General features: G+C 70.5%; 17 protein-coding genes and 1 riboswitch. Of the genes, 8 read left to right on the forward strand and 9 right to left on the reverse strand.

The window, feature by feature from the left end:
* Positions 1–4: 4 nt before the first annotated feature.
* The 7 genes from ACFY1U_RS06245 to fahA form a co-directional block, all read right to left on the reverse strand.
* On the reverse strand, positions 5–772 hold the full coding sequence (locus ACFY1U_RS06245) for an ABC transporter ATP-binding protein (protein ID WP_390692976.1): 768 nt from the start codon (positions 770–772) through the stop codon (positions 5–7).
* Positions 756–1,676, reverse strand: a complete 921-nt coding sequence (locus ACFY1U_RS06250) for an ABC transporter permease (RefSeq protein ID WP_390692977.1) — start codon at positions 1,674–1,676, stop codon at positions 756–758. Before ACFY1U_RS06250 ends, ACFY1U_RS06245 begins: the two co-directional genes overlap by 17 nt.
* Positions 1,673–3,016 carry an ABC transporter substrate-binding protein gene (locus ACFY1U_RS06255; RefSeq protein ID WP_390692978.1) on the reverse strand — a complete coding sequence of 448 codons (1,344 nt, stop codon included), beginning with the start codon at positions 3,014–3,016 and terminating at the stop codon, positions 1,673–1,675. The genes ACFY1U_RS06250 and ACFY1U_RS06255 overlap by 4 nt, the downstream gene beginning before the upstream one ends.
* A 16-nt stretch (positions 3,017–3,032) precedes the next feature.
* Entirely contained in the window at positions 3,033–3,260 is a 228-nt protein-coding gene (locus ACFY1U_RS06260) for a ferredoxin family protein (RefSeq protein ID WP_030347217.1), read from the reverse strand.
* A gap of 42 nt (positions 3,261–3,302) precedes the next feature.
* Positions 3,303–4,091, reverse strand: a complete 789-nt coding sequence (locus ACFY1U_RS06265; protein WP_390692979.1) for a GntR family transcriptional regulator — start codon at positions 4,089–4,091, stop codon at positions 3,303–3,305.
* A 205-nt stretch (positions 4,092–4,296) separates the two neighbouring features.
* The gene (locus tag ACFY1U_RS06270) at positions 4,297–5,238 is read right to left on the reverse strand and encodes a M56 family metallopeptidase (protein WP_390692980.1); all 942 of its coding nucleotides are present in this window, start codon (positions 5,236–5,238) and stop codon (positions 4,297–4,299) included.
* A gap of 210 nt (positions 5,239–5,448) precedes the next feature.
* Positions 5,449–6,669, reverse strand: a complete 1,221-nt coding sequence (fahA, locus tag ACFY1U_RS06275; RefSeq protein ID WP_390692981.1) for a fumarylacetoacetase — start codon at positions 6,667–6,669, stop codon at positions 5,449–5,451.
* Positions 6,670–6,911: 242 nt separating this feature from the next.
* On the opposite strand from fahA, the gene ACFY1U_RS06280 reads away from it, so the two are divergent.
* The 3 genes from ACFY1U_RS06280 (at position 6,912) to ACFY1U_RS06290 (ending at position 10,424) form a co-directional block, all read left to right on the forward strand.
* Positions 6,912–8,180 (forward strand): ATP-grasp domain-containing protein, encoded by a 1,269-nt coding sequence (locus ACFY1U_RS06280; RefSeq protein WP_390692982.1) that lies wholly within the window; start codon positions 6,912–6,914, stop codon positions 8,178–8,180.
* Positions 8,181–8,247: 67 nt separating this feature from the next.
* Complete coding sequence (locus tag ACFY1U_RS06285) at positions 8,248–9,450, forward strand: NAD(P)-binding domain-containing protein (RefSeq protein WP_390692983.1); 1,203 nt, start codon at positions 8,248–8,250, stop codon at positions 9,448–9,450.
* Between the two features lie 134 nt (positions 9,451–9,584).
* On the forward strand, positions 9,585–10,424 hold the full coding sequence (locus tag ACFY1U_RS06290; protein WP_390692984.1) for an HAD family hydrolase: 840 nt from the start codon (positions 9,585–9,587) through the stop codon (positions 10,422–10,424).
* A 210-nt stretch (positions 10,425–10,634) separates the two neighbouring features.
* Here the strand turns inward: ACFY1U_RS06290 and ACFY1U_RS06295 are convergent, their stop codons facing one another.
* Complete coding sequence (locus tag ACFY1U_RS06295; RefSeq protein ID WP_390692985.1) at positions 10,635–11,117, reverse strand: transglycosylase SLT domain-containing protein; 483 nt, start codon at positions 11,115–11,117, stop codon at positions 10,635–10,637.
* Positions 11,118–11,121: 4 nt separating this feature from the next.
* Positions 11,122–11,296, reverse strand: a riboswitch (cyclic di-AMP (ydaO/yuaA leader).
* Positions 11,297–11,975: 679 nt separating this feature from the next.
* Here ACFY1U_RS06295 and ACFY1U_RS06300 point away from each other — a divergent pair.
* The 5 genes from ACFY1U_RS06300 (at position 11,976) to ACFY1U_RS06320 (ending at position 17,710) form a co-directional block, all read left to right on the forward strand.
* Positions 11,976–12,986 (forward strand): polyprenyl synthetase family protein, encoded by a 1,011-nt coding sequence (locus ACFY1U_RS06300; RefSeq protein WP_390692986.1) that lies wholly within the window; start codon positions 11,976–11,978, stop codon positions 12,984–12,986.
* Between the two features lie 159 nt (positions 12,987–13,145).
* Positions 13,146–14,093, forward strand: a complete 948-nt coding sequence (locus tag ACFY1U_RS06305) for a CHRD domain-containing protein (RefSeq protein ID WP_390692987.1) — start codon at positions 13,146–13,148, stop codon at positions 14,091–14,093.
* A gap of 258 nt (positions 14,094–14,351) precedes the next feature.
* Positions 14,352–15,599 (forward strand): outer membrane lipoprotein carrier protein LolA, encoded by a 1,248-nt coding sequence (locus ACFY1U_RS06310; protein ID WP_390692988.1) that lies wholly within the window; start codon positions 14,352–14,354, stop codon positions 15,597–15,599.
* A gap of 262 nt (positions 15,600–15,861) precedes the next feature.
* Complete coding sequence (locus tag ACFY1U_RS06315) at positions 15,862–16,839, forward strand: ABC transporter ATP-binding protein (protein WP_390693655.1); 978 nt, start codon at positions 15,862–15,864, stop codon at positions 16,837–16,839.
* Positions 16,826–17,710 carry an ABC transporter permease gene (locus tag ACFY1U_RS06320; protein WP_390692989.1) on the forward strand — a complete coding sequence of 295 codons (885 nt, stop codon included), beginning with the start codon at positions 16,826–16,828 and terminating at the stop codon, positions 17,708–17,710. The genes ACFY1U_RS06315 and ACFY1U_RS06320 overlap by 14 nt, the downstream gene beginning before the upstream one ends.
* A gap of 3 nt (positions 17,711–17,713) precedes the next feature.
* Here ACFY1U_RS06320 and ACFY1U_RS06325 read toward each other — a convergent pair whose 3' ends face one another.
* Complete coding sequence (locus tag ACFY1U_RS06325; RefSeq protein ID WP_390692990.1) at positions 17,714–18,301, reverse strand: flavodoxin family protein; 588 nt, start codon at positions 18,299–18,301, stop codon at positions 17,714–17,716.
* Positions 18,302–18,417 lie beyond the last annotated feature (116 nt).

Genomic DNA, 18,417 nt, shown 5'->3' on the forward strand with positions numbered 1-18,417 from the left:
CCTTTCAGGTACCGAGCGAGGTGAGGACGTCGCGTCGCAGCGCCACGCGCGCGGGATCGTCGTGCGCCGTACGGTCGCGCGGGCGCGGCACATCGCGTACAGCGGTCAGCCGGCCGTTGCCGAGGAGCGCCACGCGGTCGCCGAGGAGGAGGGCTTCGTCCACGTCGTGGGTGACGAAGACGACCGTCGCGCCCGTGCCGCGCAGTACCTCGACCAGCAGGTCCTGCATGCCGGCGCGGGTCTGGGCGTCGAGGGCGCCGAAGGGTTCGTCCATGAGGACGGCGCGGGGCGCGCCCGCCAGCGCCCGGGCCAGCTGGGCCCTCCCGCGCTGTCCGCCGGAGACACGGTGCGGCAGCTGCCGGGACTGTTCGCGGAGGCCGACGCGCTCCAGCCAGTCCTCCGCCTGGCGTCGGCGCTCCGCACGCGGCAGTCCCTTGATGGCGAGGGGCAGTTCGACGTTCGCGCGCAGGGTGCGCCAGGGCAGGAGGGCGTCCTCCTGGAAGATCAGGGCGCGGTCGGCGGCGGGACCGGTCAGCGGGTGGCCGTCCTGGCCGACGTCTCCGGCGAGGGGCGGGAGCAGTCCGGCCAGGGTGCGCAGCAGGGTCGACTTGCCGCAGCCGGACGGTCCGACGAGGGTGAGGATCTCGCCGGGGGCCACGTCGAGGTCGACCCCCTCCAGCGCGGGTGCGCCGGGCCGACCGAGCGTGGCGTCCCGCAGGGTCAGTCCCGCGCCGGTGCAGGCGGGCGAGCGGAGGTCAGACGAGCTGGTCATGGGGCGCCTCCTCCTTGGTGGTGGGGCTCACCTGTGCGGCGGCAGCGGCACCGCGCGCCGGGCGGGGAGTCCGTGCGCCGGGGAGGTACGACGTGCGCGGCAGCCAGCGGGTCAGTCGGCGGCCGAGGAGCTCCACGGCCGTGGACGTGACCCAGCCGAGCACACCGATCGTGATCATGCCGACGAAGACGCCCGCGTAGTTGACGACGGTGTAGTCCTGCCAGGTGCGGTAGCCGACGCCGTACTGACCGGAGATCATCTCGGCGGAGATGACGCAGATCCACGAGACGCCGATGCCGACCGACAGCCCGCCGAAGATGCCGGGCAGCGCGCCCGGCAGGACGACCGAGCCGAGGATCCGCCACCGGCCGCCGCCCATGGTGAGGACCGCCTCCTCCCACACGGGGGTCAGCGCGCGGACCGCATGCCGGGTGGAGACCAGGACGGGGAAGAAGGCGGCGGTGCAGGTGATGAAGACGATGCCCTGTTCGTTGGAGGGGAAGAGCAGGATCGCGACGGGGACCAGGGCGATCGCCGGAATCGGGCGGATGACCTCGAGGACCGGCCCGAGCAGGTCCTCGGCGAGGCGGGAGCGCGCCACGAGCACGCCCGTCGCCACGCCGAGCACGGCGGCGAGGAGGAAGCCGGTGAGGATGCGGGTGAGGCTGTCGGTGAGGTCCGTCCAGTAGTCGGGCCCGGACAGCCGGTCGGCGAAGGTGCGGGCCACATCGGTGACGGTCGGGAACTGCGAGAAGCGCAGCCAGAGGTCGACCTTGAGGCCGGCCAGCAGTTGCCAGGCGCCGAGGACGGCCGCGAGCGAGGCGAGCCGCAGGGCATACCGGCCCGAGCGCCGCGGACGGCGGGGCGCGAACCGGTTCTCTCCTTGCGGTGTTCGCCGGGTCACGACGCCCGCCCCAGCGCCTCGCCGTACGTGATGACGCGTGCGCCCCCGTGTGCGGCTGCGTACGCCTTGGCGGTGGCGGGTGCGACGAAGGGGAGGAGCCGGCTACCGTCGGCCACCCAGACCGCCTTGTCGGCGAACCAGAGGGTGCCGGTGGTGGCGTCGGGGACGTAGGCGGCGCGGATGCCGTCCTTGTGCTTCTTGACGTAACTCAGCAGCTCGGCGGGCGACTTGAAGGAGATGGTCTTCTCGGCGCGCTTGGGCCACACCTCGCTCGCGGAGGCCGGCGGCGTCGCGGCGAGCCGCTGGGCGTAGTCCGCGCCGAGGGACTTCTTCACGTACTGGTCGTCGACGAAGGAGTCCACGTCGATGTCCCCGGTCAGCTTGGCCGACTTCAGGACCGAGACGTCCCTCTTCAGCGCGGAGATCAGCTGCGGCTTGACCGCCGGGTCGAAGGTGGAGATGCCGTGGGTGCCGTTGTAGAGGTAGACGACCTCGGCGGGCAGCCCGGTGGCCTTGGCGACCGACTCGGCGGCGGCGACCGGGTGGGCGTTGAGATAGTCCGTGGCCTCCGACTGGGCCTTGAGGAAGGCTTCCAGGACGGCGGGCCGCTGCTTGGCGAAGTCCTCGCGGGCGGTGACGCCGTGGAACGTGGGGAGGTTCAGCTGGGCGCCGTCGTACAGGGCCTTCGCCTTGCCCTGGAAGGTGAGCAGGCCGGGCCAGGCGACGAACTGTGACAGGGCGTCCGCGCTGCCCGCCGACAGGGCCGAAGCGCCGACCGCGGGCTGCTGGTTGAGCTTCTGGATGCCGTTGTCGGGGTCGATGCCGGCGCGCTGCAGCGCCCGTACGAGCGTGCCGTCGGCGGCGGAGCCGACGCTCGTGGAGACCTTCTTGCCCTTCAGGTCGGTGAGGCCGGCGAGCTTCGAGTCCGGGGAGGTGACGATTGTGTTGAGACCGCCGCGCAGGTTGTAGCCGGTGACCGAGACCAGGTGGGTCGGCTTGCCGAGCTGCTTGCCGCGGGCTGCGTTGATGAGGAGCGGGAAGTCGCCCATCGAGCCGATGTCGATCTTCCCGGCGGTCATCTGGGCGGTGATGGGGGCGCCCGTGGCGTAGTCCTGCCAGTCGACCTTGTAGTGCTTGCCGTCGCCCAGCGAGTTCAGCTCCTTCTCGAAGTAGCCGAGGGAGCGCAGGAGGGTGCCCGCGGTGACCGTGTTGATGGTCTTGGACTGGTAGTCGACGGTGACCGTGACCATTGAGCCGTCGCTTCCGGCCGCCGCGTTGCCACCGCAGGCCGTCAGCGGGAGGAGAAGGAGGGCGGCTGCGGCAACTGCTCTGCGTTTCATGGGAGTTCGGGGCCTTTCACCGGAGCAGATAGGGCATGTTGACGGTCACGGCTCCTGTGGGACAGCGGGCCGCGCACGGGCCGCAGTACCAGCATTCGTCGACGTGCATATAGGCCTTGCCGCTGCTCTCGTCGATGGCGAGGGAGTCCAGCGGGCACATGTCGACGCACAGGGTGCAGCCGTCGATGCACTTCGACTCGTCGATGGTCACGGGCACGTCGGCCCGCTGGGGCGCCAAGGGCATGGCTGTCTCCAGGAAACGGGTCTGAAAGGGGGTGGGGAGAGGTCAGAGGGAGCGGTGCAGCAGACCGCTCATGGTGATGCGGTCGCCGCGGAAGCGGATGAACTCCAGGTCGACCGGGCGGCCGTCGGCGAGGTGCGTGAGCCGTTCCAGCATGAGGACGGCCGCCCCGCGAGGGGCTTCGAGTACGGCGGCCGAGTGGGTGTCCGCGTTGACCGCCTCCAGGGTGATCTCGGCGTGCCCGAGACGCTGCCCGGTGATCGTCTCCAGGAGGCGGAAGACGTCGGTGTTCTCCAGGTCGGCGCCGAGCAGAGCGGTGCCGATGTCCAGCGGGATGTAGGTGAGGTCGAGGGAGAGAGGGAGGCCGTTCAGGCGGCGCAGACGCTCGATGTAGAGGACGTCGTCCCCGGCGGGGACGCGGAGGCGTTCGGCGACCGGGGCAGGTGCCGGGGCGGGGCCCATGGTGCGGACCTCGTTGGTGACGCGACCGTGCTCGTGGAGGGTTTCCGCGAGGCCCATCAGATGGTCGAGGCCGTGCGGGTACTTCTCGGCGACGACCACGGTGCCCACTCCGGGGAGCCGCTCCACGAGGCCTTCGGCCCTGAGCAGGTCCAGGGCCTGGCGGACGGTGTTGCGGGTGGCGCGGTACTCCGTGGCGAGGGTCGTCTCGTGCGGGAGTGTGCCGTCCGGGAAGCCGCCGGCCAGGAGCTGGTGGCGGAGCAGGTCGGCGAGCTGCCTGGCCTGGTCGGCCCGCAGCCGACGCCGCGCGCGGTGGGCGGCGACGGTGGTCGCGCCCTGTCCGGCGTGGTCTCGGATGCGGTCGGCGGGAGGCATGTTTCGAACCATAGCGAGCTGATGGGGAATGGAGTGTTGCAGCACTGTTGCGCCACTTGCGGGGACGTCAGGTAAGACGCTGACCTGGGGTTACGTTCACCCTCAAGCAAGATCTGCCACGCTGAACCAAGCCCGTCCTGCGTTTGAGGACGAGGCCGTTCAGGCCGATAGCGGGGGGCTGGGGGCGGCAGCACCCAGGAAGGGGTCACCCCAGCGCCGTGAGCCCAGGCGCGAACGCGATCAGCAGCGGGAGCAACGGCACGAGCGCCGCCACCGTCGTCGTCAGCGCCCGGTGCCGTCGCCCCAGCCGCGGCGGTGGCTCCAGGAGGCGGTCGACGCGTTCGCCGAGGAGGCGGTGACTGGAGGCGCAGGACAGTACGCCGCGGTGCTGGTTCAGCTCGATCAGGGCGAGCGCGGTGGTCAGATGGCCGCACCGGCGGGACGCCGTGTCGTCCGCGGCCAGCTCCACCAGCCGGTGGGTCTGCTCGCAGAAGTGGGCGAACAGCGGGATGCGGGGAAAGCCGGTGGCCAGCGCGCTCGACAGATGCAGCAGCCAGTCGTGGTGCGCCCGCGCATGATCCCGTTCATGCGCCAGGACCGCGTCGAGCTGGTGGTCGGTGAGCCGGTGCAGGGCGCCCGTGGTGACGACCAGCTGGGGCGGGTGGCCGGGCATCCACCAGGCGTCCGGGTACTCGTCCTCCAGCACCAGCAGCGGGCCGCGCGCCGCCTCCTCCAGTCCTGCGGGCAGCTCGGGGGCGCGTTCGCGCAGGTGCGCCCGGGTCTGTCCGCGGCGGCGGCGCGCCTCGACGAGTTCGCGGGCGAGCATCGCCGTCGTCCAGGCGGCGCCGCAGGCCAGCAGCAGGGTGAGGGCCGCGGACCAGGCGGGCGCGGCGGTCAGGTCGTACGCAGCGGTCACGGCAGGCGGCGCAGGCGCGAAGACGTGGTCGCGGAAGGTGTGGAAGACGGCGGCCGCGCCCAGTACGAGCGCCGTCAGACAGCACAGCAGGACGGTGGCGACCAGGCACTGCCACACCCACAGCGCGACCACGGGCTCCCGCTCGGGCCACGCCGACCGCACCAGCGCACGCGGCACCGGCACGGCGGCCATCAGGGCGACGACGCTCAGCAGGAGCAGACAGACGGTCATGCCACGGTCTCCGGATCCTGGTCGGAGGAAGGGGCGGGGCGTTGGGTGGTGCGGCTCGGCGCGCAAGGCGCCCGCCGCCAGTATGACGGCGAACGGCGCGGGAGTCAGGGGACGAAGGCCATCCCGTGCGACACACCTCGTACATCTCGCACGTCTCGTACGACCACACGCACGACCCGTACCGCCGCCGTCACGCCCCGCACCTTCCGCTCACTCCATGGCGGTTGCCACGATCCGGCCGCTCACGTCGCCGAGGCCCACGCGGATCCCGCCGGGTCCGGGCGCCCACGCCGACAACGTCACCACGTCCCCGTCCTCCAGGAACGTCCGCTTGCCCTCGGGAAGTTCCAGCGGATCGCGCCCGTTCCAGGTCAGCTCAAGCAGCGACCCGCGCTGCGCGGACTCCGGGCCGCTCACCGTGCCCGACCCGTAGAGGTCGCCGGTGCGCAGGGAGGCGCCGTTCACCGTCATATGGGCCAGCTGCTGCGCGGCCGTCCAGTACATGGTGGAGAACGGCGGCTCGGAGACCACGGAGCCGTTGATCGCGACGGAGATCCGCAGGTCGTACCCGCCGGGCTCGTCCCGGGTGTCGTCCAGGTACGGCAGCAGCGCATGGGTCCGCTCCGGGGGCGCCACCCGCGCGTCCTCCAGGGCGTCCAGCGGGGTGATCCACGCCGACACCGACGTGGCGAAGGACTTGCCGAGGAACGGGCCGAGGGGGACGTACTCCCAGGCCTGGATGTCGCGCGCGGACCAGTCGTTGAGCAGGCACAGACCGAAGACGTGCTCCCGGAAGTCGCCGAGCGCCACCGGCCGCCCGCGCTCCGAGGGCACACCCACCACGAAACCGACCTCGGCCTCGATGTCCAGGCGGACGGACGGCCCGAAGACGGGCGCCGCGTCGGCGGGCGCCTTGCGCTGCCCGGACGGCCGTACGACATCCGTGCCCGACACCACGACCGTGCCGGAGCGCCCGTGGTAACCGATCGGGAGGTGCTTCCAGTTCGGCGTCAGCGAGTCGGCGGCGTCAGGGCGGAAGATCTGGCCGACGTTGCGGGCGTGGTTCTCCGAAGCGTAGAAGTCGACGTAGTCCGCGACCTCGAACGGGAGGTGGAGCGTCACCGACGCCAGCGGATGCAGGAAGGGCTCGACCGCCTCCTGGTGCGCCGGTACCGTCACCCACGCCGTCAGCGCGCGCCGTACGTCCGACCAGGTGGTGCGGCCCGCGGCGAGCAGCGGGTTCAGCGAGGGCTGCGCGAGCAGGGAGGCGTACGGCGAGCCGAGCGCCCGCGCCGCCGCGCCCGCGTCGAGGACCTGGTCGCCGAGCCGGACACCGACGGTCCGCTCCGTCGAGCCGGCGGGGGAGAAGACGCCGTACGGAAGGTTGTGCGGGCCGAAGGGATCGCCCTCGGGGACATCGAAGGGGGGCATGGGGTGCTGCCTCACTCTCACTGTGTCGCGAACCGTCTGTCGTGTGCCACCTGCGCGAACCGTTGTATGGCCGCTGGGTGGCCGCGCCACACGTTACGGCTGCGTCGCCCATCTTGGGCAGTGTCTAAAGAGTTTGCAATGTCCGAATTGGGCTTGTCGGACGTGGCAATTCCGGCTTAGCGTCCTTTGGGGGACACGGACGGGGTGGGTCCGGTCCGTAGGGGGGACGCGTGGGGGGACCCGTGGCCAGCAGCACGCGCAGTGTGCCGTTCGCGGCCGACCGTGAAGTGCCCGGCCTGATCGTCAAGTTCGGCGACTACCCGCTGCACCACGGCGGTGTGGGTGCGATCCGCAGCCTTGGCCGCCTCGGCGTGCCGATGTACGCGATCACCGAGGACCGCTACACACCCGCCGCCGCCTCCCGCTACCTCGAGAAAGCCTTCGTCTGGCCGACCACCGGCACGGAGGAACCCGCCCGGCTGGTGGAGGGCCTGCTGCGCATCGGGCGCCGCATCGGCCGCCCCACCGTCCTCGTCCCCACCGACGAGGAGGCCGCCGTCCTGATTGCCGAGCACCAGGACGTCCTCGCCGGCTGCTTCCTGTTCCCGCGGGTCGAGCACGCCCTGCCCCGCCGCCTCGCAAGCAAGCAGGGCCTGCACGAACTGTGCGTGGAACACGGCATCCCGAGCCCCACGGCCGCCTTCCCGCAGTCGTACGACGACATCGTCACGTTCGCCGAGAAGGCCCGCTTCCCGGTGGTGGCCAAGAACCGCGAGGCGTTCGTACGGCGCAAACGGCCGGCGGTGAACGGCACGACGCGGATCGCCACCCGCGAGGGCCTGCTCGGTCTCGCCCGCGACTGGGGCGAGTGCCCCGGGGTGATCCTCCAGGAGTACCTGCCCAGGGAGGACGCCGAGGACTGGATCGTGCACGCCTACTTCGACCAGGACTCGACGCCGCTCGCCATGTTCACGGGCGTCAAGGTGCGCTCCTGGCCGCCGCACGCGGGCATGACGGCGAACGCGTACGTCGTCGACAACCCGGAACTCGCGGACATCGCCGCGCGTTTCATCAAACAGATCGGCTTCACCGGCATCATCGACCTCGACCTGCGCTTCGACCGGCGCGACGGACAGTACAAACTCCTCGACTTCAACCCCCGCATGGGCGCCCAGTTCCGGCTCTTCGAGAACGAGTCGGGGGTGGACGTCGTCCGCGCCATGCATCTCGACCTGACCGGCCGCACCGTCCCGGAGGGGGAACAGCGGGCCGGCCACCGGTACATCGTGGAGAACATCGACCTGCCCGCCCTGCTCGCCTACCGCCGCAGCGGCTATACGACGCCGCACGCACCGGCGCGCGCGAGCGGCACGGAGCTGGCCTGGCTCGCGGGTGACGACCCGCTGCCGTTCCTCACGATGCTCGCGCGCTTCGTGCGGCCGGGCGCGAAGCACCTGTATCAGCTGTGGCGGACCAACCGCCGTGGCAGCACCACCAGTTCGGGCGGCTAGCCGGCCGGTCGGTCGCCCGAGACGAACCACACGAAGTGACGAAGTGAGCGTCCTGGGGAGGGACTTCGTGATTCAACCGGTTGCAGTCATCGGCGCCGGGCCCTTCGGCCTGTCGACCGCCGCCCATCTCCGAGCACGCGGACTGCCGGTCCGCGTCTTCGGCGAGCCCATGGTCAGCTGGCGCGACCACATGCCCGCCGGAATGCTCCTCAAGTCGACCCCTGCCGCCTCCAGTCTGGACGCGCCGCAGCAGGGCCACACACTCGCCGACTACTGCGACGCCGCCGGCATCAGGCGGCTGGTGACGGACGAGGACATCATCCCCGTCGAGACCTTCATCGCCTACGGCGAGTGGTTCCAGCAGAAGCTGGTGCCCGAACTGGAGCGGGTGCGGGTGGTGTCGGTGGACCGGCGAGGGGGCGACGGCTTCGAACTGAAGCTGGACTCCGGTGAGTTGTTCACCGCCCGCGCGGTCGTCGTGGCCACCGGCCTGTCCGGGCTCGCACACCTGCCGGCCGAACTGGCCACCGCCGCGGCGGACGGACCCACCCCCACGGGCCCGGTCTCCCACAGCTCCCAGCAGCACGACCTGACGCGCTACGCCGGCAAGGAACTGATCGTGATCGGCGCCGGCCAGTCTGCGCTGGAGACCGCGGCACTGGCTGCGGAGGCGGGCGCACAGGTGCGGGTGGTCTCCCGCGGCCGCGGCAGGGTCGCCTTCGGCGCACCACCGTGGAAGCAGCCCAGGCTGCGCCCCGAGTCGCCCTTCGGCCGCGCCTGGTCCCTGTGGGCCCTCAGCTACTACCCGCACCCCTACCGCTATCTGCCGGCCGAGGCCCGCCACTACCTGGTGCGCCGCGTCCTCGGCCCGCTCGGCGCGTGGTGGCTGCGCGACCGTTTCGAGGGAAAGGTGCAGGTCAGCGAGGTCGACCGGATCGTGCGGGCGGACGCGGCCGACGGCTGCCCGAAGCTGACGGTCCGCACCCACGCGGGCCGCATCCAGGACATGTCCGCGGACCACGTGATCGCGGCCACCGGATACCGGGTGGACATCGCGGCCATGGACTTCCTCGGCCACGGACTGCGCACGCGACTCGCGGTGAGCCGCGGCACCCCCAAACTGGGCGCGGGATACGTCTCATCGGTCCCCGGCCTGTACTTCACCGGCCTGCCGGCCGCGGCGTCGTACGGCCCGGTGATGCGCTTCGTGTGCGGCACCGAGTTCGCCTCTCCGAGGCTGGCCAAACACCTGGCGGCAGCGCACGGCTAGGCACGGGTCGCGGGCTCCTGCCTGACGATGAAGAGCCAACAAGGATAAGGGAGTTGAGCGAGGGCCGGTGGGGGAATCGGCCGTCGTCCGGTTCGCGATGAGTCGGTGGGGCGTCCTGTCCGTATTCTCTGATCATGGCCGCACCCACCGCATATGCACTCATCGCCACCGACCTGGACGGCACGCTGCTCCGAGGCGACGACACGCTCTCCGACCGGTCCCTCGCCGCTCTCGCACGGGTCGCCGGGGCCGGCGCCCGGCACCTGGTCGTGACGGGCCGGCCGGCCCCCAGGGTGCGGCCGCTCTTCGACCAACTGGGCGGCAGGGGGCTCGCGGTGTGCGGGCAGGGCGCGCAGGTGTACGACGTGGGCGCGGACCGTCTGCTGTGGTCCGTCACCCTGGACCGGGAGCTGGCCGAGACCGCCCTCGGCAAGATCGAGGCCGAGGTGGGCCAGGTGTACGCGGCTGTCGACCAGGACGGTGTGGAGGGACTCACGCTCATCGAACCGGGCTACCTGATGCCGCATCCGACGCTGCCGGCGGTCCGGGTCGACCGGCGCGACGACCTGTGGTGCGAACCCATCAGCAAGGTGCTGCTGCGCCATCCCGACCTGTCGGACGACGAGTTGGCGGCGACGGCGCGTTCGGTGGTGGGTTCGCTGGCCACCGTCACCATGTCGGGGCCGGGGACCGTCGAACTCCAGCCATGCGGCATCACCAAGGCGACGGGCCTCGCGCTGGCCGCCGCACACCTGGGACTCGGCCCGCAGCAGACGATCGCCTTCGGCGACATGCCCAACGACATCCCCATGTTCGACTGGGCCGCCCACGGCGTCGCCATGGCCAACGCCCACCCCGAACTGAAGGCGGTGGCCGACGAGATCACCCTGTCGAACGAGGACGACGGCATCGCCGTCGTCCTCGAGCGACTGTTCGTCGAGTCCGGGGAGCTCGCCGAATTCGTGGAGCTTTGAGCGGCCGCACCCGGAAGGGGTGCGGGGCTGTATCCATATGCGGCTCCGCCGCGATGGGGGTCCCCCCGCTCATGGGGGTCCCCCCCGCTCGAGCGAAGCCGAGAGCGGGGGAGAAGCCGAGAGCGAGGGAGCGACCAGCCACGACGGGCCCGCAGAGGACCGACAGTCCTCCGTGGCACTTCTAGCAGAGTGGCACTTCTGGCGGAGAGCTCAGTAGGCGCCGAACACGTTGTCGATCGACCCGTACCGCGCGGCAGCGTACTTGCAGGCGGCCGTGATGTTCGCGATCGGGTCGAAGGGGTTCATTGCCGTGCCGGGCACGTGGTAGGCGAGGAACGTCGGATCGATGACCTGCAGCAGACCCTTGGACGGAGTGCCGGCGAGCGCGTTCGAGTCCCAGTTGTTGATGGCGGCCGGGTCGCCCGAGGACTCGCGGATGATGTTGCGGTAAATGCCGTTGTACGTCCCGGGAATCCCGTTCTGCTTCATGACCTGGAGGGCGCCCCGGATCCAGCCGTCGAGGTTGTCGGCGTAGCCCATCGACTTCACGTTGGCCACGGTCGGGGTGGCCGCGGACGCACTGGTCGCCCCGATGAGCGGCAGGGCGAGAACGGCGGCGCCCGTACCGGTGACGGCGAGCTTGCGGGCGAGGCGGTTGTTTCTGGGGCGGCGGTGCTGACCTGTTGCAGACATGGCGGGATCCTCTCCGGCGCCTGCGAGGTGAGCTGTCGGGTTCGGGCGGGGAGATGCCCGGCCGCGCAGCCGTACGGCAACGCGACTTCACCCCTAGCCGGCCCGGGACGATGCCCGGTCCGGCGGCCTACCTGGTTCCCCCGCTCCTGCCGTGCGAGTGAGTTGGTCGATGGTCGTGCCCGGGCGGCGGCAGGATTCGGCGTCCACCCGACAGGCCGGGAACGTATGCGAGAGCACATGGCCGGAACAAGTGTCGGGCTCACAGATCAGGGCTATTGACCTTGGTCTGAGGCTTATGGGGCACTTGATCCTTTGCGGTTGCCAAGGCTCAACTCGCGTACGGAGGAGGGGAAGCGGCGGGAGGGCGGCCCTCGGCGGCCCGTACTGCCGTGTGAGTCAAGTCACCGGCATCCGCAAGGGCGGCAAATAGGACAATGGCCCCAACTCGTGGGCAACCAGCCGCTCATCGCCTCATTGGGGGGCGAAAGCGGAACCTGTGGTGTGGTGCACCTCGTTGTCATGACGGTCGCCTGTCGAGCACCCCGTGCCGGGCTCCGGAGGTCCTCGTGAGCCGATTTCGTGGGGGGAACGGGGGAACGGGGGAAGGGGGCGACCGTGCCGACTCGTACGGACGTGTCGGGAGGCGCGTCGGCCGACACCCCGATAGACAAGTCGATAGATATCCGTTCTTATCGGTTGATCAAAAACATACCGGTCGTGATCCGATACCACCCGGGCTGGACGGGTGGGCGGCATCGGTGATCGAAAGGTGACCGGATACGCTGACTTGAGTGATGTCAGCGACCTATCGACAAACCGTGTAACCGCCAGTAGACACCAGCAGACAGGAGACCCCTCGTGACCGTCGTCGGGCCGTTCGGGCTGAGCGTGCGGGACCAGGCTCTGGAAGCCGATGTCCAGGCCGGATTGGCGGCCGTCGAGGAAGGTTTGCTCGAAGCCACCAAGAGTGAGGTGCCCTTCATCACGGAGGCCGCCCAGCACCTGGTGCGGGCGGGCGGGAAGCGGTTCCGCCCGCTGCTCGTGATGCTCGCCGCCCAGTTCGGCGATCCGTATGCGCCTGGGGTCGTGCCGTCGGCCGTGGTGGTGGAGCTGACCCATCTGGCGACGCTGTACCACGACGACGTGATGGACGAGGCCGCCGTGCGGCGCGGCGTCGACAGCGCCAACGCCCGCTGGGGCAACTCGGTGGCGGTCCTCACCGGCGACTTCCTGTTCGCGCGCGCCTCGCACATCCTCGCCGACCTCGGGCCCGAGGCGGTCCGGGTGCAGGCCGAGGCGTTCGAGCGCCTGGTCACGGGGCAGATCCTGGAGACGGCGGGGCCGCAGGACGGACGGGACCCGGTCGACCACTACCTGGACGTGCTCGGTGGCAAGACGGGCTCGCTGGTGGCCGTGTCCTGCCGCTTCGGGGCGATGATGTCGGGCGCCGACGAGACGGTCGTGGATGTGCTGACGCAGTACGGGGAGCGGCTCGGGGTCGCCTTCCAGCTGGCGGACGACGTGCTGGACATCGCCTCCGAGTCGCGCGAGTCCGGGAAGACGCCCGGGACCGACCTCCGCGAGGGAGTCCCCACCCTTCCGGTGCTGCGGCTGCGGGAGCGGGCGGCGCGTCTGGGGCTTGCCGAGGACATCGCCCTGTGCGAGCTGCTGGACTCCGACCTGAGCGACGACGCGCGGCACGCCGAGGCGCTCGCCGGACTGCGGGCGCACCCCGCGCTGGAGCAGGCGCGCCGGGACACGGTGCGGTACGCGGAGGACGCGCGAGCGGCCCTGGCTCCGCTGCCGGAGTGCGACGCCAAGCTCTCGCTGATGGAGATGTGCGACGCCGTGGTGCACCGGGCCGGCTGACCCGTCCGTCGTGCGGCCCCTGGCCGGCGCTCCTGGGTGGCGTGATGCACGTCACACGTCTGGACTGAGTCCAGAATGAGATCACTTCCGTAGTGATATCTCAGAAGGCCGATACAGGGGGTGTCGGCCGGTCTACGGGGAGAAAACAGAATCATGGGCATGAATGCGACGTTCTCGAAGCGCCGTAGGAGCCTGATGGTCACCGCTGTCGCGGTGGCCGCCGCCGGGGGGATCGCCGCCGCCGTGATCCCGGCCCACGCCACCGGGGGGACCGTGTCCGACGACACCGGGGGAACCCTTCTGGCCGCCAGTCTGCGCGGGGCCAACGAGGTGCCCGTGGCGGGCGGTCCGGCCGTCGGCGACCAGGACGGCGCCGCTCTCGAGTTCATCAAGGTGCAGGACGACAGGGTGTCCGTCGCCGTGACCTGGCGCGGCACCGGCAAACCGACCATGCTCCACATCCACCAGGGCGCCAGGGGTACCAACGGCGGCGTCAAGGTCGACTTCACCGACCTGCTGAAGAACAGCAAGCGGCACAGCGTCACCGGCACGGTCGAGGTCAAGGACGCCGCCCTGCTCGCCGCTCTCAAGTCCGACCCGGGTTCGTTCTACGCCAACCTGCACACCACCGAGTTCCCCGGCGGAGCCGTCCGCGGCCAGCTCCACAAGGTCACCGTCGCCGCCTTCGACTTCCATGACGCCCTGCACAACGTCCAGGCGTCCGTGATCAAGGGCAAGCAGATCTACGAGTGCAAGCCCGCCGCCGGCGGTGGCTACGCCTTCGCCCAGCGGGACGTCGCCGCCCTGCTCGGCGGCGGCATTCGGCACTCCTTCGTCGCGCCCAACTCCGGTACGCCCCAGTGGGTCGCACCGGACGGAAGCGCGGTGACCGGAGCCGTCCTGTCCAAGACGCCGAACGGCGACGGCAACATCCCCGAGCTCGACCTCAAGGCCACTGAGGCCGGCAAGCGCCACGGCCTGCTCGCGAACACCGCCGAGATCCTGCGGCTCAACACCGTGGGCGGAGTGGCCCCGGCCGGGTCCTGCACGCCCGGCGCGATCGCAGGCGTCCCGTACCGGGCGGACTACGTCTTCCTGCGGAACTGACGGGAGCTGACCCCGGGCGGGCGGCGTCTTCCTCCTACGACGCCTACGGGTCGGGGCAGGCGCCGCCCTCTCGCGTCATACCCCAGATGTACACGGAGTTGGCCCCCGGGGCTGACGCTTCCTCCTGGCCGATTTGGTGAGATGGAAACCACGGAAATCACCACTGATCACCGATTCGGGTGAGAATGGCGGCTCGGGGTGGACAACAGAAACGCACGAGTTGGACAAGCCGCCGCCGACGACGGAGGTAGCGCACACATGGCACCGTACGAATCCGACGACAGCACGACCGCCGGGGAGGCCGACGACCTGCCCGCGGGCCGGCGCAAGGCCGCGCGGTACGTCGTCCCGGTCGCGGTGGTGGGGGTGGCGGCGGCGACCATCGGGCTCGTCCCCGCGCTCGCCGACTCAGGCGACCCGAACCTGCCGAAGATCAGCGCACAGCAACTCATCGAGAAGATCGCCAAGTCGGACGTACAGCAGATGTCCGGCACGGTGAAGATCACCACGGATCTGGGGCTGCCGAACCTCGGCGGTCTCGAGAGCAGCCTGACGTCCGGCGCCGGCAAGTCGGGCGACGGCTCGTCCGCCGACCCGACCTCCAAGCTCACGGAGCTCGCCACCGGCACGCACACCCTGCGCGTCGCGGCCGACGGCCAGGACAGGCAGAAGCTGTCGCTGCTGGAGAACGCGGCCGAATACAGCATCATCCACAACGGCAAGGACGTCTGGGGCTACGACAGCCAGTCGAACGAGGTCTACCACTCGACCGCCCCCGCCGGCGCGGAGAAGCAGCAGAAGCAGGACGTCCCCGCCACGCCCAAGGACCTCACCAAGGACGCCCTGAAGTCGGTCGACTCCACCACCTCGGTGACCGTCGAGGGGACCGCCCAGGTCGCGGGCCGTGACGCGTACCGGCTGGTCATCAAGCCGAAGCAGTCCGGTTCGACGGTCGGTCAGATCACCGTGGCCGTGGACTCGAAGACCGGGCTGCCGCTGAAGTTCACCCTGACCCCGGCGAGCGGCGGCGCCGCCGTGATCGACGCCGGCTTCACCCAGGTCAGCTTCGCCAGGCCGAGCGCGTCGACCTTCGCCTTCACCCCGCCCAAGGGTGCGAAGGTCACCGAGGACAAGCAGGGCGACCACGCGAAGGGCCACTTCGAGGGCGGCCCGAGGGGCGACCACAAGGCCGGCAAGTTCCACGGCGAGCCCGGCAAGTCCGGCCAGGAGCTCGGCAAGGGGCTCGACGGGCTGAACGTCATCGGCAAGGGCTGGAACTCCATCGCCACCTTCGACACCGGTGGCAAGGGCATCCCGTCCGGTTCCAAGGCCGGCGGCCAGTTCGGTGGCTTCCTCGACTCGCTCGGCGACAAGGTCTCCGGCAAGTTCGGCTCGGGCACGGTCTTCAAGACCCGCCTGATCAACGCCCTGATCACCGACAACGGCAAGGTCTACGTCGGCGCGGTGAGCAAGGACGCCCTGGTCAAGGCGGCGAACGCGGGCTGAGCGCAGCGCCCCGAAAGGGGCGCGAGGCTGTCACATCAGCGGCTCCGCCGCTATAGGGGGTCCCCCCGCTCGAGCGAAGCCGAGAGTGGGGGAGAAGCCGAGAGTGGGGGAGCGACCAGCCACTACGGGCCCGCTGACGATCGACGGCCCGGCGCGCCAGAGCCGTCGAGCCCTCAGCCGGGAACCTTGCGCGACGCTCGTACGTAGTCACTGTACGTAGCCGCCGCGCGAGAGGCAGCACATGCACGAATCGAGGAAGCCGATGGACGAGGAGTCCGCCACGGAGCCGGAGCAGAGCGAGCCGCCGGGTGACAGCGTCATCGCCACCCATGGGCTCACCAAGCGCTACCGCGGCGGGCAACTCGCCGTCGACGGCCTGGATCTGACCGTCCCGGCGGGCAGCGTCTTCGGCTTCCTCGGTCCGAACGGCTCGGGCAAGACCACCACCATCCGCATGCTGATGGGCCTGATCGAGCCCACATCGGGTACGGCGCGCGTGCTGGGGCGGCCCATGCCGCGCGCCTCGCGCACCGTGCTCCCGCACGTCGGCGCCCTCATCGAGGGCCCCGCCCTGTACGGCTTCCTCTCCGGCCGGGACAACCTGCTGCGGTACGACGCCGCCGATCCGACCGCCGATCCGCGCACCCGCCGAACGCGTGTCGGGGCCGCGCTGGACCGGGTGGGCCTGACCGCGGCGGCCGGCAAGAAGGCGAAGGCGTACTCACTGGGCATGAAACAGCGGCTCGGCCTCGCGGCGGCGCTGCTCCAGCCCCGCAGACTGCTCGTGCTGGACGAGCCGACCAACGGGCTCGACCCGCAGGGCATGCGCGAGATCCGTTCGCTGGTCAGAGAGCTGGCCTCCGACGGCACGACGGTCTTCCTCTCCTCCCACCTCCTCGACGAGATCGAGCAGGTCTGCACCCATGCCGCGGTGATGGCGCAGGGCCGGCTGATCACCCAGGGCGCCGTGGCCGACCTGGCCGCGGGGGTGCGCGGCCGGCTGGTCGTCACCACGCCCGACCCCGGGGACGCGGCCCGCGTGCTGAAGGAGCAGGGCGCCGCCGACGTCGTGGTCACCGACGACCGGGTGACCGCCGAGCCCCCGGACCGCGACCTCGCCGAGGTGAACGCCGCGCTGGTCACGGCCGGTGTCCGCGTCCGCGGCTTCGGCGTGGAACGGGCGTCCCTGGAGGACGCGTTCGTGGCACTGACGGGGGAGGGCTTCGATGTCGCGGGCTGAAGCGGTCGTGACCGAGGTGCGTCATCCGAGTCCCCTGTGGACCTTCGGACTCTTCCGCAGCGAACTGGTCACCACGTTCCGCCGCTGGCGGACCCTCGCGCTGCTGGCCGTACTCGCGGCGGTTCCGGTCCTGGTCGGCATCGCCGTCAAGATCGAGACGAGCGACGGCTCGGGCGCCGGTCCCCGCGGCGGCGGTGGCGGTCCCGCCTTCATCTCGCAGATCACCAACAACGGCCTGTTCCTGGTGTTCACCGCGCTGGCCGCGACGCTCCCGTTCTTCCTGCCGATGGCGATCGGCGTCATCGCGGGCGACGCCATCGCCGGCGAGGCGAACTCGGGCACCCTGCGCTATCTGCTGGTCGCCCCCGCCGGCCGCACCCGCCTCCTGCTCACCAAGTACGCGACCGTGATGACCTTCTGCCTGGTCGCCACCCTCGTGGTGGCCGTCTCGGCGCTGACGGTCGGGGCGATACTCTTCCCGCTCGGCGAACTGACGACCATCTCCGGCACACAGATCAGCTTCACCGAGGGCCTGGGCAGAGCCCTGCTGATCGCCCTGATCGTCGCCGTGTCCCTCATCGGCGTCGCCGCACTCGGCCTGTTCGTCTCCACTCTGACCGGCAGCGGCATCGCCGCGATGGCGACGACCGTCGGACTGCTGATCACCGTGCAGATCCTCGACCAGATACCTCAGCTTCACGCGATACAGCCGTACTTCTTCTCCCACTACTGGCTGTCCTTCGCCGACCTGATGCGTGATCCGGTCTACTGGGACGACCTGGTGAAGAACCTCGAGATCCAGGCCCTGTACGCGGCCGTGTTCGGCTCGGCGGCGTGGGCGAGGTTCACGGCGAAGGACATCACCGCATAGCGCTCAAGCGGTCGCGTACGGGAAACGGGCGAGCGGCGGCTCCTGCGCGAAGAAGGTCTTTGCGCGGGTGAGTGCCGCGGTGTCGTGCAGTACGTCGCCGGGCTTGCTGCCGTTGCCGAGGAGGACCCCGCCGAAGCGCATCCCCATGTAGGCGGCCGAGTTGTTGAGGGTGCCGATCAAGGGGGCGGCGACCTCGGTCTCCTCGTGTGCCAGTGCGGTGACGCCCCAGAGCGTGCGTCCGGACAAGGTGGCCTTGAATTCGACGCCGGGTGTGCGCAGCCAGCCCGACCAGTGGTCGAGGTAGCGCTTGGTGTGGGCGGACACGGAGTACCAGTACAGCGGCGAGGCGATCACGATGTCCGTCGCGGCGAGCGTGGCGTCGAACAGCAGGGCCTCGGTGCCGTCCGTCGGCCGGGAGTGGTCGCTGTCGTGGCGCAGGTCCGTGAAGTCGGGCAGCGGGTGTTCGGCAAGAGAGATCCACTGCTGTTCGATGTCGGGAGACAGCTGCTCGGCGGCCCGGCGGGCGAGAAGTTCGGTGTTGCCGTCGTTGCGGCTGCTGCCCAGGACGAAAAGGAAGCGGCGGTCGGTCATGAGGTCCCCCAGGTAATCGACGCGGAACAACTACAGGTGCCTGCATTATATGCACACGCATATAACCGCCGAAGGTCGGTCACCGAAGCCCGCACCACTGCCCCGGACCTCGATGC

Origin of the sequence: Streptomyces sp. NPDC001351, from assembly GCF_042896045.1 — a bacterium.
In the GTDB taxonomy this organism is placed as follows: Bacteria; Actinomycetota; Actinomycetes; order Streptomycetales; family Streptomycetaceae; genus Streptomyces.

Bases quoted from the DNA above. Each gene is read 5' to 3' on its own strand.
- ACFY1U_RS06270 (WP_390692980.1), bottom strand. From the start codon at position 5,238: ATGACCGTCTGTCTGCTCCTGCTGAGCGTCGTCGCCCTGATGGCCGCC.
- ACFY1U_RS06295 (WP_390692985.1), bottom strand. From the start codon at position 11,117: ATGTCTGCAACAGGTCAGCACCGCCGCCCCAGAAACAACCGCCTCGCC.
- ACFY1U_RS06315 (WP_390693655.1), top strand. From the start codon at position 15,862: ATGGACGAGGAGTCCGCCACGGAGCCGGAGCAGAGCGAGCCGCCGGGT.
- ACFY1U_RS06310 (WP_390692988.1), top strand. From the start codon at position 14,352: ATGGCACCGTACGAATCCGACGACAGCACGACCGCCGGGGAGGCCGAC.
- ACFY1U_RS06260 (WP_030347217.1), bottom strand. From the start codon at position 3,260: ATGCCCTTGGCGCCCCAGCGGGCCGACGTGCCCGTGACCATCGACGAG.
- ACFY1U_RS06290 (WP_390692984.1), top strand. From the start codon at position 9,585: ATGGCCGCACCCACCGCATATGCACTCATCGCCACCGACCTGGACGGC.
- ACFY1U_RS06320 (WP_390692989.1), top strand. From the start codon at position 16,826: ATGTCGCGGGCTGAAGCGGTCGTGACCGAGGTGCGTCATCCGAGTCCC.
- ACFY1U_RS06245 (WP_390692976.1), bottom strand. From the start codon at position 772: ATGACCAGCTCGTCTGACCTCCGCTCGCCCGCCTGCACCGGCGCGGGA.
- ACFY1U_RS06305 (WP_390692987.1), top strand. From the start codon at position 13,146: ATGAATGCGACGTTCTCGAAGCGCCGTAGGAGCCTGATGGTCACCGCT.
- ACFY1U_RS06325 (WP_390692990.1), bottom strand. From the start codon at position 18,301: ATGACCGACCGCCGCTTCCTTTTCGTCCTGGGCAGCAGCCGCAACGAC.
- fahA (WP_390692981.1), bottom strand. From the start codon at position 6,669: ATGCCCCCCTTCGATGTCCCCGAGGGCGATCCCTTCGGCCCGCACAAC.
- ACFY1U_RS06255 (WP_390692978.1), bottom strand. From the start codon at position 3,016: ATGAAACGCAGAGCAGTTGCCGCAGCCGCCCTCCTTCTCCTCCCGCTG.
- ACFY1U_RS06265 (WP_390692979.1), bottom strand. From the start codon at position 4,091: ATGCCTCCCGCCGACCGCATCCGAGACCACGCCGGACAGGGCGCGACC.